This is a genomic window from Duncaniella sp. (assembly GCF_029054785.1).
Taxonomy (GTDB): domain Bacteria; phylum Bacteroidota; class Bacteroidia; order Bacteroidales; family Muribaculaceae; genus Duncaniella.
In genome coordinates, this window is the sequence record NZ_JAIDEN010000091.1 from 30,476 (window position 1) to 43,898 (window position 13,423).

General features: G+C 49.4%; 13 protein-coding genes. 5 read left to right on the forward strand and 8 right to left on the reverse strand.

Annotated elements, in window-relative coordinates; genetic code table 11:
- Nucleotides 1-26 precede the first annotated feature (26 nt).
- A complete protein-coding gene (glgP, locus tag K2H17_RS05880) occupies nt 27-2,585 on the forward strand; it encodes an alpha-glucan family phosphorylase (protein ID WP_300132543.1) in 2,559 nt (852 codons plus the stop codon).
- A gap of 257 nt (nt 2,586-2,842) precedes the next feature.
- Here the strand turns inward: glgP and K2H17_RS05885 are convergent, their stop codons facing one another.
- The 8 genes from K2H17_RS05885 to K2H17_RS05920 form a co-directional block, all read right to left on the reverse strand.
- Nucleotides 2,843-4,126, reverse strand: coding sequence for an L-serine ammonia-lyase, iron-sulfur-dependent, subunit alpha (locus K2H17_RS05885; protein ID WP_300132545.1), 1,284 nt, complete (start codon nt 4,124-4,126; stop codon nt 2,843-2,845).
- A 241-nt stretch (nt 4,127-4,367) separates the two neighbouring features.
- Nucleotides 4,368-5,252, reverse strand: coding sequence for a GTPase Era (gene era / locus K2H17_RS05890; RefSeq protein WP_300132548.1), 885 nt, complete (start codon nt 5,250-5,252; stop codon nt 4,368-4,370).
- A gap of 130 nt (nt 5,253-5,382) precedes the next feature.
- A complete protein-coding gene (locus tag K2H17_RS05895; protein WP_300132551.1) occupies nt 5,383-6,366 on the reverse strand; it encodes a beta-ketoacyl-ACP synthase III in 984 nt (327 codons plus the stop codon).
- A 122-nt stretch (nt 6,367-6,488) separates the two neighbouring features.
- On the reverse strand, nt 6,489-6,674 hold the full coding sequence (gene rpmF / locus K2H17_RS05900) for a 50S ribosomal protein L32 (RefSeq protein ID WP_107032267.1): 186 nt from the start codon (nt 6,672-6,674) through the stop codon (nt 6,489-6,491).
- Nucleotides 6,675-6,746: 72 nt separating this feature from the next.
- The gene (locus K2H17_RS05905) at nt 6,747-7,352 is read right to left on the reverse strand and encodes a DUF177 domain-containing protein (RefSeq protein ID WP_300132554.1); all 606 of its coding nucleotides are present in this window, start codon (nt 7,350-7,352) and stop codon (nt 6,747-6,749) included.
- 228 nt (nt 7,353-7,580) lie between these two features.
- Complete coding sequence (locus K2H17_RS05910) at nt 7,581-7,937, reverse strand: HepT-like ribonuclease domain-containing protein (RefSeq protein WP_300132557.1); 357 nt, start codon at nt 7,935-7,937, stop codon at nt 7,581-7,583.
- Nucleotides 7,930-8,298 carry a nucleotidyltransferase domain-containing protein gene (locus K2H17_RS05915; protein WP_300132560.1) on the reverse strand — a complete coding sequence of 123 codons (369 nt, stop codon included), beginning with the start codon at nt 8,296-8,298 and terminating at the stop codon, nt 7,930-7,932. The genes K2H17_RS05910 and K2H17_RS05915 overlap by 8 nt, the downstream gene beginning before the upstream one ends.
- Nucleotides 8,299-8,489: 191 nt before the next feature.
- Nucleotides 8,490-8,867, reverse strand: coding sequence for a hypothetical protein (locus K2H17_RS05920; RefSeq protein WP_300132561.1), 378 nt, complete (start codon nt 8,865-8,867; stop codon nt 8,490-8,492).
- Nucleotides 8,868-8,992: 125 nt separating this feature from the next.
- On the opposite strand from K2H17_RS05920, the gene K2H17_RS05925 reads away from it, so the two are divergent.
- The 4 genes from K2H17_RS05925 (at nt 8,993) to K2H17_RS05935 (ending at nt 13,421) form a co-directional block, all read left to right on the forward strand.
- Nucleotides 8,993-9,202 (forward strand): hypothetical protein, encoded by a 210-nt coding sequence (locus K2H17_RS05925; RefSeq protein ID WP_300132563.1) that lies wholly within the window; start codon nt 8,993-8,995, stop codon nt 9,200-9,202.
- A gap of 16 nt (nt 9,203-9,218) precedes the next feature.
- Entirely contained in the window at nt 9,219-9,773 is a 555-nt protein-coding gene (locus K2H17_RS11225) for a helix-turn-helix transcriptional regulator (protein WP_363319926.1), read from the forward strand.
- Nucleotides 9,770-12,790, forward strand: a complete 3,021-nt coding sequence (locus K2H17_RS05930) for a hypothetical protein (protein ID WP_300132566.1) — start codon at nt 9,770-9,772, stop codon at nt 12,788-12,790. Before K2H17_RS11225 ends, K2H17_RS05930 begins: the two co-directional genes overlap by 4 nt.
- 250 nt (nt 12,791-13,040) lie before the next feature.
- Nucleotides 13,041-13,421, forward strand: a complete 381-nt coding sequence (locus K2H17_RS05935; protein WP_300132568.1) for a hypothetical protein — start codon at nt 13,041-13,043, stop codon at nt 13,419-13,421.
- The last annotated feature ends 2 nt before the right edge of the window (nt 13,422-13,423 follow it).

Below are 13,423 nucleotides of genomic sequence, written 5' to 3' on the forward strand. Positions count from 1 at the left end.
AGTTAAATAATTCAATTTACACAAATATGAAACTGCCTGTAAGCAAAACTAATGCCCCCGTATGGCGCGACATCACAGTGAAGTCCGTGCTCCCTGAGGCATTGAAACCTCTCGAAACACTCTCCCGCAACCTCTGGTGGGTATGGAACAGCGCGGCCAAGAACCTCTTCCGCGACCTCGACGCCGATCTGTGGCGCGCCACCGGCGAAAATCCCGTCATGCTCCTCCAGCAACTCTCTTCCGAACGCCTCGAAGAGATCATGAACGACAGCGAACTGATGGAACGCATCAAGGGTGTGTTTGCAATGTTCCAGGAATACATGGCCAAACCCATGCGCAAGGACATCCCTTCTGTCTCTTACTTCTCTATGGAGTACGGTCTATGCAACTGCCTCAAAATCTATTCCGGCGGTCTTGGTGTACTCGCCGGCGACTATATCAAGGAAGCATCCGACAGCTGCGTCGACATGACCGCCATCGGTTTCCTTTACCGTTACGGCTATTTCACCCAGTCACTGAGCGTTGACGGCCAGCAGATCGCCAACTACGAGCCTCAGAACTTCAACCAGCTCCCCATCGAGCAGGTCACTGACGAAAACGGCCATCCGCTCATCCTCGAAGTCCCCTACCCCGGCCGCATCATTTACAGCCACATCTGGCGCGTCAACGTAGGCCGCATGAAGCTCTACCTCCTCGACACCGACTTCGACATGAACAGCGAGTTTGACCGCTCAATCACCCACCAGCTCTACGGCGGCGACTGGGAAAACCGCATCAAGCAGGAATATCTTCTCGGCATCGGCGGTGTGCTCGCGCTCAAGAAACTCGGCATCAGCAACACCATCTATCACGCCAACGAAGGCCACGCCGCACTGCTCAACCTCCAGCGTCTTGTCGACTACGTACAGTCAGGTCTTGATTTCAACACCTCGCTCGAACTCGTACGCTCGTCAAGCCTCTACACAGTCCACACTCCGGTGCCCGCAGGCCACGACTATTTCGACGAAGGCCTCGCCCACAAATATCTCAACGAATTCCCCGCACGCTTAGGCATCAGCTGGCAGGACCTCATGAACATGGGCCGCGAAAATCCCGACAGCCAGGACCGCTTCTCGATGAGCGTATTCGCCCTCAACACCTGTCAGGAAGCCAACGGTGTCAGCTGGCTCCACGGCGAAGTCTCCAAGAAGATGTTTGCCGGTGTCTGGAAAGGCTACTCATGGGAAGAAAGCCACGTCGGCTATGTGACCAACGGCGTACACATGCCGACCTGGGCCGCAAGCGAATGGAAGGCCTTCTACACCGAGAAACTCGGCGAACAGGTGTTTGACCACCAGAGCGACCCCAAGGCATGGGACGGCATCTTCAAGGTCAAAGACGAAGAGATCTGGGATCTTCGCACCACAATGAAGAACAAGTTCATCAACTTCGTCAAGCGCGATTTCAAGGCCAAGTGGCTTGCCAACCAGGGCGATCCCTCAGCCGTGATCAAGATCCTTGAAAAGATCAACCCCAACGCTCTCATCATCGGTTTCGCACGCCGCTTCGCAACCTACAAGCGCGCACACCTGCTCTTCACTGACCTCGACCGTCTGGCCCGCATCGTCAACAACGAGCAGTTCCCCGTACAGTTCATCTTCTCCGGCAAGGCTCACCCCGCCGACGGCGCAGGTCAGGGTCTGATCAAGCGCATCATGGAGATTTCGCGCATGCCTCAGTTCCAAGGCAAGATCATCTTCCTTGAAGACTACAACATGATCGTCGCCAAGCGTCTTGTCACCGGTGTCGACATCTGGCTCAACACCCCGACCCGTCCGCTCGAAGCATCTGGTACTTCAGGCGAAAAGGCTGAAATGAACGGTGTGCTCAACTTCTCAGTGCTCGACGGATGGTGGTATGAAGGCTACCGTCTCGACGAAAAGGCCGGCTGGGCTCTCACCGACAAGCGTACTTTCACTGATCAGGGCCAGCAGGACAAGCTCGACGCAGCAACCATCTACTCGATGCTCGAAAACGAGATCATCCCCCTCTACTTCGCCAAGAACTCGAAGGGTTACTCTCCCGAATGGATCCAGTATATCAAGCGTTCGATCGGCCACATCGCTCCGCAGTACACAATGCAGCGTATGATCGAAGACTACATCGACCGCTTCTATCTCCCCGAATCAAAGCGCTTCGAAAAACTTTCGGCCAACGGCGACAAGCTTGCCAAAGAGATCGCCGCATGGAAAGAAAAAGTCGCTGCCGCATGGGATGGCATCCAGGTTCTTGAAGTAAACACCAACGAGGATCTCAACCAGAACAACCACAGCGGTCAGACGTTCGTCACCACTGTCAAGATCGATGCCAACGGCCTCGCCGATGACCTCGCACTTGAGCTCGTCATCGACAAAGTCCAAGACAATCAGGAAAGCCGCGCCGGTTCAGTGCCTTTCAAAGTTGTAGCCAAGGAAGGCAACACCGTAACCTACCAGCTTGAAGACAAACTCCGCGATCCGGGTGTGTTCCGCTACTCTTATCGTCTCTATCCTTCGAACCCGAACCTGCCCCACCGTCAGGACTTCGCGTTCGTCCGCTGGATCTAATAACAGACCGTTCACAGACATCCGATATAACTCCGGGGGCTCACGAGCCTCCGGAGTTTTTCTTTACATACAAAGACTCCGGCACCGGGAACCGCCCCTTCCGCTGCCGGATATGAAAGCGGTCCCTGCCTCAACACCAAGCTGAAGCAGGGACCATTACAGATAAGTATAAGAATAGATGAATATACCTGAGAAACTGACTGACCGCAGGCAGGCGTTCCCGTCAAAAAGCTGAGTGCCGCCGTGGATCAGATGAGTTATTTTGAAGTCATTATCTTGAGAACCAGACGGTCGGTCTCATTCATGGCCTCACGTCCGATGGATGTCAGATTGCGGATTGTCGCGTCAACGTCGTCACTGATGATGCCTTCGGTCGAGGTCACGCATTTGCCGTTCATGGCAAGCATGGCCGACATCATGGCAGTCGAGACTCCTGAGGATATCTTCAGGGCACATGAGGGTTTGGCGCCGTCACAGATCATGCCGGTCAGATTGGCGACCATGTTCTTGACAGCGGCACACACTTCGGGATATTCGCCGCCCATGAGATAGACAATCGCCGCAGAGGCTCCAGTCGAGGCCACCACACATCCGCAGAGCGCCGACAGACGGCCAAGACTCTGCTTGATGTAGATGCTTGTCAGATGGCTGAGCACAAGCGCACGGATGGTCTGCTCTTCAGAGGCCTCCATGTCGGCTGCGAAGCTGACAACGGGCATTGTCGCAGTGATGCCCTGGTTGCCGCTGCCTGAGTTTGACATCACAGGCACAGGCGCTCCGCCCATGCGGGCGTCGCAGGCCGCGGAGGTGTAGGAGATCATGTGTTCGACGGGGGTGTCGCCGTAATATTTCAGACCGTATTTCTTTATCGTAGCGCCCAATGAATGTCCGTAGTCACCGGAGAGAGCTGTCTGGGCGGCTGCCATGTTGAGTTTCTTAGCTTCCAGAATAAAAGAGATCTCTTCAAGCGGAGTCTCAGTTGCAAATTCATAGACGGTGGCAAGATCAAGCGCTATGTCGTCGGTTGCTTCCGCAGCATCGCCGGCAGCGCTTTCTTCAAACATGGTCTCGCCATTTTTCTGGAGAAGGATGAAGTGGGTGTGCTCACAGGAGATCACCGCACGGGCGCTTCCGCCATCCTCAGAGGTTGCGAGCACATCTATATGGAGTTTCGAGGGTGCGTTTTCTTCAAGTCTGATAGAGATACGGCCTTCGTCAATGAACTTGCGGCCACGCTCTACGGCTTCCGGATCCACATCGCGCAACACTTCGAGACCATAGGCCGACTTGCCGACCAATGCACCGAGAGCCATAGCGATCGGAAGCCCGATCATACCCGTGCCGGGAATGCCGACTCCCATTGCGTTCTTAAGCATGTTGCTGCTCAGGGCCACTTCGATACGAGAGGGGAGCGAGCCGAGAATCTCGGTCGCCTTGGCGACACAGAGCGCTACGGCAACCGGCTCGGTACATCCGATGGCCGGAACTACTTCCCGATTGATGAGAGCTATGATTTTCTCTCTTTTAGACTTGTTTACCATACACTGTTTTTCTTAAATGGGTAGCAGAATTTAGAGGTTAGATGTTCGGAGAGAGCAAAGTTACAGCATTTGGACTGCTTCTACAAGCGAATCGGGAGAGAATATTTTAGCAAACAATAAAAATTTACGCATCAAAAACGCGATGCCGGGAGGAGAAATCGCCTCGCGACATCGCGTTTTGATGCAGTCATACTCATGTCAGCCCTGAGGACGCGACATGTGTCCGGCAGGCCGGACCTGTCTATTCCATGTAACCGAAGGAGCGCAACTTGTTTTCGCGGTTGCGCCAGTTCGGCTCCACTTTCACAAAGAGTTCAAGGAAGACACTCTTGTCGAAAAATTTCTCGATATCCTTTCGGGCTTCCATGCCGACTTTCTTGATCTTGCTGCCCTGATGGCCGATGATGATGCCTTTCTGACTGTCGCGCTCGACGTAGATGACGGCCATGATGTGGATCGAGTTTTCTTTTTCCTCGAACTTCTCGACTATGACTTCAACGGAATAGGGGATCTCCTTGTCATAGAGAGTCAGGATCTTCTCACGGATTATCTCTGTGACGAAGAAGCGGGCCGGTTTGTCGGTCAGGGCGTCTTTGCCGAAGTAGGGGGCTGATTCCGGAAGAAGCTCCACGATTCTGTTCAGAAGATTGTCGACATTGAAGTGTTCCTTGGCTGAGACAGGAAAGATCTCAGCCTGCGGAAGCAGTTCCTGCCAGCGCTGTGTCAGTTCCTCCAGCTCCACCTGGACTTTGACAAGGTCGATCTTGTTGATGACAAGCAACACGGGGATCTTTTCCTTTGCTACCTTGGCAAGGAAGTCGGCGTTTTTTGACGGATCCTCGACCACGTCGGTCACATAGACCAGAACGTCGGCATCGACCAATGCACCTTCGCTGAAGTTGAGCATGCTTTCCTGAAGCTTGTATTTCGGCTGAAGCACACCGGGAGTGTCGGAAAACACAATCTGATAGTCAGGAGTGTTGACAATCCCCATGATGCGGTGGCGTGTGGTCTGGGCCTTGGAGGTTATGATGCTGATGCGCTCCCCGACGAGGTCGTTCATCAGAGTGGACTTCCCGACATTCGGGTTGCCGACTATATTGACAAATCCGGCTTTATGTTCCATATATTCTTTCAGTTGTTTAAAATGTATATATCAGAGACAGGGATAATACCTGCTGCAAATATAAACAAAAATAGCACCTTAAAAGATGCTATTTTATAAAAAAGTTTCATCTGTCGACCGACAGGTCTGATCAGAGATCCCAGATGATATACATTGCGCCCCAGGTGAAGCCTGCGCCGAATGCGGTAAGGATCAGGCGGTCACCCTTTTTGAGCTTGTCCTTGTGTTCGTCGAGACAGAGGGGAACCGATGCGGCCGATGTGTTGCCGTATTTCTCGATGTTGACAAGCACCTTGTCGTTGTCGATGCCGAGGCGAGAGCCGACAGCTTCGATGATTCGGAGGTTTGCCTGGTGGGAAACAAACCAATTGATGTTGTCGACTGTAAGGTCGTTGCGGTTCATGACTTCCAGTGATGACTCAAGCATGTCAGTCACGGCGTTCTTGTAGACATTGCGTCCGTCCTGGATGACGAAGTGCTGCTGGGCGTCGACAGTCTCATGAGAAGCGGGAAGCACAGAGCCTCCGGCGGGCATCCAGAGATGTTCGAGGCCTTCACCGTCGATGTGGAACACGCCGTCGATAATACCGACATTCTCTTCAGTCGGTTCGAGAAGCATGGCGCCGGCACCGTCACCGAAAAGGGGACAGGTCGCACGGTCCTGATAGTTTGTCATTGACGACATTTTCTCGGCAGCCACTACGACCACCTTTTTGCGCAGACCCGAACGAATGTAGGCTGAGCCGTCTTCAAGCGCTACGAGGAAACCGGCACAAGCGGCCTGGATGTCATAGGAATAGGCGTTTTTCAGTCCGAGCTGATGAGCTATGATAGAACCCGTTGAGGGGAAACGATAGTCAGGGTTAGAGGTGGCACAGATCAGAAGATCGATTTCTTCAGGTTTTGTACCGGTTGATTCGAGGAGTTTTTCAACGGCTTTGATGCCGAGAAATGAGGAGCCTTTTCCGGGCTCACGGAGGATTCGACGTTCCTTGATGCCGACACGGGTAGTGATCCACTCATCGTTAGTGTCGACCATCTTCGACAACATTTCGTTATCGAGGATATCATCTGGGGCATAGGAAGCGATTCCAGCGATGCGAGCGTTAAGCATAACAGAAATTTTCTTTGAATAAAAACTTAGGGGGTGAGGAGGAAGTGTGTGCGGTATAGATACAAAAGTCCACGCACGGGCCGCGTTAAGTGACCCGTGCGAGATTTTTGTTACCTTTCCGCTTAGACAGCAGCGGTCTTTTCGATGGCGATACGTCCGCGGTAGTAGCCACATTCACCACATACAGTGTGGTAGAGATGCCATGAACCGCAGTTGGGGCAGAGGGCCAGGGTGGGAACTACAGCCTTGTCGTGAGTACGGCGTTTAGCTGTGCGGGTCTTTGATTGCTTGCGTTTAGGATGTGCCATGATTTATTTATTATTTTTTGTTTTCTTAATGAAATGTGAAAATATCTCTTTTTTCTTTGGTTCTGTTCTGTCTCAGTCTTCTTTGCTGTCGGAACTCAGCTTTTTGAGTGCGTCCCAACGCGAATCGGTCTGCTGCGGCTCTTCGCCGGGCGAATCCGGCGCGGAATCCATTGAATCCATCTCGTCCATGAGCTGATCGGTCAGCTCGGCATCCTCATCGTCGATTTTGGTCGCACGGTGCTTGCGGAGCAAGGCGCTCATCGCACGGTTGCATTTTCCGAGCGGATGGACGTGCTTGACCGGAATGGCCAGTGAGGCTGTGTCGAAGATCATGTACGACACGTTGAGATAGTTGTCGCTTTCGGGAATGATCAGAAGTTCGTCGGTTTCGGAATAGTCGTCGCCATACTTTACGGCGATCTCATATTTAGCCTCGATAGGCTGGATCAGATCGTCGAGACAACGGTCACAGATGAGGGTCACTGTCCCGGCCACGTTGAAAGCAAGATCATAAATATCATGCTTGTGGGTGACTGTGAGCTTCACCTGAAGATCGGCATCGTGTATGTCGGCGCTCTCCATGTTCACAAAAAACTGTTTGCCCAAGTGATATTCAAACTCTTGAACTCCCTCAGGTATAGTTTTCAATGGAAGGCGGAATTCTGAAAATTTTCCCACGACTGTATTGATTGAAAAAACTGCGCAAAGGTAGTCAAAAAGTTTCAGAAATCAAAACAATAATCCCCAAAACCTTGCTTTTCCTCTCAGCAGAAGATGATTTTAGCCCGAAAAGCAGCAAATTCACTTGAATAAATCAGTCTCGCATCACATTGTCGGCCTTGTCATTGAGCATATCGAGCATCAAACGGTCTCCTCGTTTCTTTACAGTTTGTCAGTAAGCGAATTTCATGTGTTTTGTTCGGGTTCTGTTCCGATGATTGCTTTCACTTCTGCTTTCAGAAGAGGAATGTCTTTGATCACAATCGCCCAAAGAATCTCATATCGCAGACTATCATAACCGTGGATCAGATAATTACGGGTATTTACAATTTTACGTGCATTTGTAATCGAAATATCATCCCTGATTTTGAGAATCCGATTTGTGGCTTCTCCAATAATTGCGATATTCATTTGCACAGCCCTTATCAATATCGGGGTAGCGCAAAACACATCGTAACGACAGGGATACTGACTAACAAATGATTCTATCTCATCTATCGCGTTTAAAATATCATCAAGATATTTTTTCAGTTCCCTATCCATAAATCAGCAGCCGTTTTTCGTTCAGCTCTTCACGGAAATACGGATTGCGCACAGCGCTGTCATCTGTTATGTCAACCTTACGACCGAATACGTTTTCAAGAGCATTTTGAAAATCAAAGAAGTTGTCGGCGGCTTCCATCAATGGGATATTTTCCCACTCAAAATCCACACACAGATCAACATCGCTTTTGTCATTAAAACGATTTGTCAAGATCGAACCGAAAACCCACAGCTTGCGCACATGGAATCTTTTGCAAAGTTCGACGATTTTCTCGATGTTCAACTCTATCAGTTTCATGCGTTGTCCCGTTTTTGTCCCGTTAATCACCTGCAAATATACGAATAAAACGCTAATTTCCATGTGGTTGTTGCGTCTAAAAACTTTTATTGAAAAACAAGCATGTCCCGTTTTTGTCCCGGCTATTCAATAAAAATGGGCTTAACCCATTGAGTTAAGCCCATTTACCAAAAATTTGTCGGGGTGAGAAGAAAGAAAAACCTCTCATAGTAACACCTCTCGGCCTGTTTAAAGGGTTATTATATGTTATTATTTTATAGGTGTTGTCCCGTTTCCGTCCCGATATTCAATCCAGACGCGGCTAACAACACTTGAATCAATCGCTCCTTTTCCGCAAGTAGGTCCAGGAGCGATTTTTGTTCCGACCCGATCATCACAGTGGCTGGACCGACCACTGTGTGTGCTTGTATATCGGAGTAATTTTTGTTGCCTCCAACTGGGATATCAAATGCCGCGGAGGGATTCAGCCCAGATCCGGCACATAGTTTCTCCCACAACAAACAATCCATTGTCTCTTTGTTAAATAGTGTTGACAGATAGTTGTATGTTATACCCGCGGCGTTGGCAACGTCGCGTTTCTTTATATTGTTGGTTTCTATGTGCTTTTTGAGCAACTGACCGAGATGTTTCATGTTCTGCAAATGTTAAACATTATTAAACTAATCAAGAATGACATTCTCAGATAGTTTAACTTTCAATAATTCTTCGTTACTTTGCTGTTGCTAATTTACAACAAATAACTAAAACCAACAAGAATATGACCGCAAATCACGCTCTTGACAAGTACCTAAGCTCTCTTGACGCCAAGGAGCAAATCGCTAAATCTCGTGATATTCGTGAGTTATGCCGAATTTCAAGATTTGTGCTTTGTGCTTGGCGACGTGGTCGCACTCCAATTCCTTGGGTTTTTCTTGACAAAATTACTGAAGCTATTGGCGAAAATATCTTTGAAAATGTCACAAATTGATTAAATTGACATCTACATGTCATTAACTAATATTGAATTTTTCGCCTATGAGGGTGAGGTCTGGTATCAGTCATCAGATGGTTCAATCGAAAAGTTACAAGAATCCAATTCTGAAATAATCGATGAACTAATAGACCACATAGCTACCTTTTATCCCAAGGCTCACAACGCTCTTTGCTCCGAGTACAAAGGGTGCGCCCTCAACAGATCATATTATCGCTATCGCATAGTCTCGCGCTTTATACGCTGCAATTTTGCGAAGCTCGATAATATCCCCGATTTTTCCCCTAATTGTCGATGTTCGTTTGAATTCGTTCCGTGCCCCCTTCGTGGAGAGTGTCGCCATGAAAGAGTTATTTGTCGCCCGGAGTTTGACCATAAGCTGTCTGCGGCAGAAATGCCGGTTCTCCGGCTATGGTTCAACGCCCTTTCTATTGATGATATCGCAGACCGGCTGTGCCTCTCTCCTCACACTGTTAACAATCACATTCGTCATGCGTATCAACGTCTCAACATTCACTCCAGGGCTGAATTTGTTCGGTATGCCTCTCAAAACCATCTGTTCTCATGAATTCAGACAATCATAAATACAGCAAATGGGAGGTGCAGAAGGTCAAAGACCTCGACATTCGTTTGTTTATTCCCGGCTGCGACCAACGCAAAGTATCACAAGACGTAGAGTGCCCTTTCTGCGGCAAGACAAAGTTTAACATCAGCCGCAAAAAAGGTTACAACAATGCCAAATGTTGGGCGTGCGGCCAAGGCTTCTCTGGCCCGATTGCGGCTGTTGCCTACTATCAAGGCATAAACCTTGACACTGACTGGCTACATGCTCTCGAAGAGACCGCCCGCCAAGGTGGTATTGTCATCACTCCGGAGGAACGCCGGCGCGAGGAATCCATTGCCGCTGCTGTCAAGTCGAATCACTCCTCTTTCTTGCGTCAGCAACTCGAATCATCAGGATTGACGGAGGCCGATGTCATGGCCTCGATTATAGAGGGCGGTCAGGATTTATTCCGCTCTCCTTTCCGAAAAGGCCGAGTAAATGAGTCTTTCATTCCGGACGACGCCGGCGACGAAATGCTCATTTACTACTATGACCTTAACGGACGGCCTATGATGTACACGGCAAAAGGGTCGGCAAAGCCTCGTCAGTATGTGCGTGTACGTTGGTCTAACCCGGCTCTCCATCGAGGGGCCAACGGCAAAGAAATGAAATATCAGACTCCCGCCGGAGCTTCTTGCCGTGTTTATATACCGGAGAAGATCCGCCGTCTGTATAAAAGTAAAACCCACATCGACACACTGTTCCTTCAGGAAGGCGAAAAGAAGGCCGAAAAGGCCTGCAAGCACGGTATGTTATCTATCGGCATACAAGGTATAAATAACTTCGGCTCGCAACAGGAAGGTCTGTTGCAAGACATTCAGGACATTGCCAAAATTTGCTCGATAGCCAACATCGTTCTTGTCATGGATTCAGACTGGAACGACCTACACAGAGATATTATCGTCGGCGACCGTGCCGATAAACGCCCGAACTCATTCTCTAAAGCTGTCATCAAGTACCGCCAGTATATGAAGACATTCAACACCATTGGCCTGTCAGTAAATATCTGGTGGGGCCATGTGAATGAGAATGAACACGGCGACAAGGGAGTCGATGACCTCCTTTGTGGTTCCCTGCTCGGTCGAGAGTCTGAGCTGATGGAGGACATTGAGCGCACGATGAACTCTCACGATGGCCGGGGAAAGTGGCTCAATATCCACAAGATTACAGAGGAATCCGACACTAAAATTCGCGATTTTTGGTCGCTCAATGATGTTCAGGCGTTCTATGAAATCCACAAAGAGCGTTTGACCGGGATTGATACTTTCAAGATTGGCAATATCCGCTACAAGGCAGAGAACGGCGCTCTCGTGCCTGTGAGCCGGTATTCTTCGTCAACAGACATATACTCAATCACCCAAACATCTAAGGGCGAGGATAAAGTGGAGTTTAACGACGTCGAAGCATTCCGCTTCCTTGCGGCCAGTGGTTTTTACCGACTGCGCAATAGCGACGAAGCGGCCACCGGCTATGAGTTCATTCGCATTGATGACGGTATCATTGACCGTGTGGCCTCTTATGAAGTGCGAGACTTTATCCGAAGCTACATTACGGCCAACTGCAAGAATGATTTGGTTCTCAGATTTTTCAAGAAGAAACTGTCAACAATTATGTCGGATAAGCAACTTGAAGAGCTCGATATTATTTCTGATGATTTCAATAATTTCACTTCGGGCGTTCAGCGTACCTGCTACAACAATGGTCAAGTCGAGATAACGGCCAACGCTATCACTCCTAATAAGCCGATTAGTCAGGTATGGCGCAGCCGTATTGTTCCCCGGCGTTTTACTCGTGTGCCTATCATCAAGGATATCCAGAAAATCGGCGATAACTTTTATATAGAATACACGCCGGAGGCGGCAAAGTGTGAGTTCCTTTCTTTCCTCGTCAATACCTCCAACAACTTTTTCGCACATGACGCAGAGCGCGAGTTATCCGATTCTGAAACATTCGAGTGGATTCACCATATTGTCAACAAAATCACCACGCTTGGATTCTTGCTTTGTGATTATAAATATGCCTCGGAACGCAAGGCCGTGATTATTCAGGACCACCTCATGTCTGAGGTCGGCCAGAGTCACGGCGGCGCCGGCAAGTCTATTGTCGGAAATGCTATCGGTCATGTCGTGAACCAATTCTTCATCGATGGCAAACAGATGAAGCGAGATGACGAGTTTCTTCTATCCGGCGTTACCAAGGCAACACGGAATATATTCATCGACGACGTAAAGACAAACTTTGCGTTTGAGAATCTTTTCGCTATGGTAACCGGCCCAATGTATGTCAATCCCAAAGGCAAAGATCGCTACTGCATACCTCTTAAGGACTCGCCGAAAATATTGATCACCACAAATCACGCAATCAACAAGGCCAATGAAGCCGCCACGAAGCGTCGAATCATCTACATGGAGTTCTCGACTTGGTATAATCCTGATCACACTCTCGTCGATGATTTTCACCACATGTTTTTCGACGATTGGAACGAAGAGCAATGGAATCTATTTGACAATCTCATGGCCGAGTGTGTCATGTACTATTTCCGCTCTTTTGAGAACTGTTGGGCGCGTGAAGGCGCTGGAGCTGTTCCACCGCCCATGAAGAACATTGAGCTGCGCACTCTCCGTCAGGAGATGTCTGAAGTGCTATATCAGTGGGCCGAGGAGTATTTTGACCCGTCAGGCTCTCATCTTAACGAGCGCATTAAACGCGCTGACCTCGTAGCTTCATTCTTCGAGTATGCCGGTGGTCCTGCCGGCCACGGTGTCACTCGAACCAATTTCAAAGGCAAGATACAGGCCTATTGTAAGTTTAAGGGGTACGATTTCAATATCGACCGCCCTAATGCCGAGAAAGCATATTACTCAGACTGGAAACCGTTACACCCTGAAGAATCGTTCATCGGTTCAGACGATAAATCTGGCGGCGCCGAATATTTCAAAGTTTACTCTCCGGCAAAAGAAAAAGAACTCAAACCATTCTAATTTACCTATATGGATAACAAGGAAATCGCTCTCACTGTGGTAAGTAAGGTTACAGGTGTGGCAAAATCAACAATTCTTTCCCGGACGCGGATATGGCCTGCCGTTGAAGCTCGGCAGCTCATAATCCTTTTGTTATATCGCGACGGCGCCACCGACGAGTCAATCTCATGGATATTGAAACGTGGCCGGTGTGCCATTCTTAAATCCCGGCACACCGCAACAGACTCCCTCCGGCTATCAAAATTATTCCGTGCCAAATTCGACAAAGCCTCAGAACTATATGAACACCAAAAATCCTTACGAGTATCTTAAAATTGACTGTCTCGCCGATGTTGATCCAGTCGAAGCTCAGTCAACCTGGTGCGTTACCGATGGCCGCGACGAAACCGTCACAATCTTCTCGTCGCCACTCCAAGATGGCTCTTGGGTTTATGGCTATCTCGTTCACTGGGCCAATGGCCGGACATCAGTGCAACAGCCGACTGCAGCCCTCGGCCGTTTTCACTCACAGCGCGAGGCCAAATTGTATGCAATCGGTTTCATGCTCCTGTATCTGGACTATTTCCTGGAAGAAACCCGTGCCGACCTTCGCCGAGCTGAAGCGGCTCTTATTCAAGCAGAACTATTCTAATT

Coding starts and splice junctions, on each gene's coding strand:
- K2H17_RS05915 (WP_300132560.1), bottom strand. CDS start 8,298: ATGGAAATTAGCGTTTTATTCGTATATTTGCAGGTGATTAACGGGACA.
- K2H17_RS05925 (WP_300132563.1), top strand. CDS start 8,993: ATGACCGCAAATCACGCTCTTGACAAGTACCTAAGCTCTCTTGACGCC.
- K2H17_RS05920 (WP_300132561.1), bottom strand. CDS start 8,867: ATGAAACATCTCGGTCAGTTGCTCAAAAAGCACATAGAAACCAACAAT.
- K2H17_RS05895 (WP_300132551.1), bottom strand. CDS start 6,366: ATGCTTAACGCTCGCATCGCTGGAATCGCTTCCTATGCCCCAGATGAT.
- K2H17_RS05910 (WP_300132557.1), bottom strand. CDS start 7,937: ATGGATAGGGAACTGAAAAAATATCTTGATGATATTTTAAACGCGATA.
- era (WP_300132548.1), bottom strand. CDS start 5,252: ATGGAACATAAAGCCGGATTTGTCAATATAGTCGGCAACCCGAATGTC.
- K2H17_RS05930 (WP_300132566.1), top strand. CDS start 9,770: ATGAATTCAGACAATCATAAATACAGCAAATGGGAGGTGCAGAAGGTC.
- K2H17_RS11225 (WP_363319926.1), top strand. CDS start 9,219: ATGTCATTAACTAATATTGAATTTTTCGCCTATGAGGGTGAGGTCTGG.
- K2H17_RS05885 (WP_300132545.1), bottom strand. CDS start 4,126: ATGGTAAACAAGTCTAAAAGAGAGAAAATCATAGCTCTCATCAATCGG.
- glgP (WP_300132543.1), top strand. CDS start 27: ATGAAACTGCCTGTAAGCAAAACTAATGCCCCCGTATGGCGCGACATC.
- rpmF (WP_107032267.1), bottom strand. CDS start 6,674: ATGGCACATCCTAAACGCAAGCAATCAAAGACCCGCACAGCTAAACGC.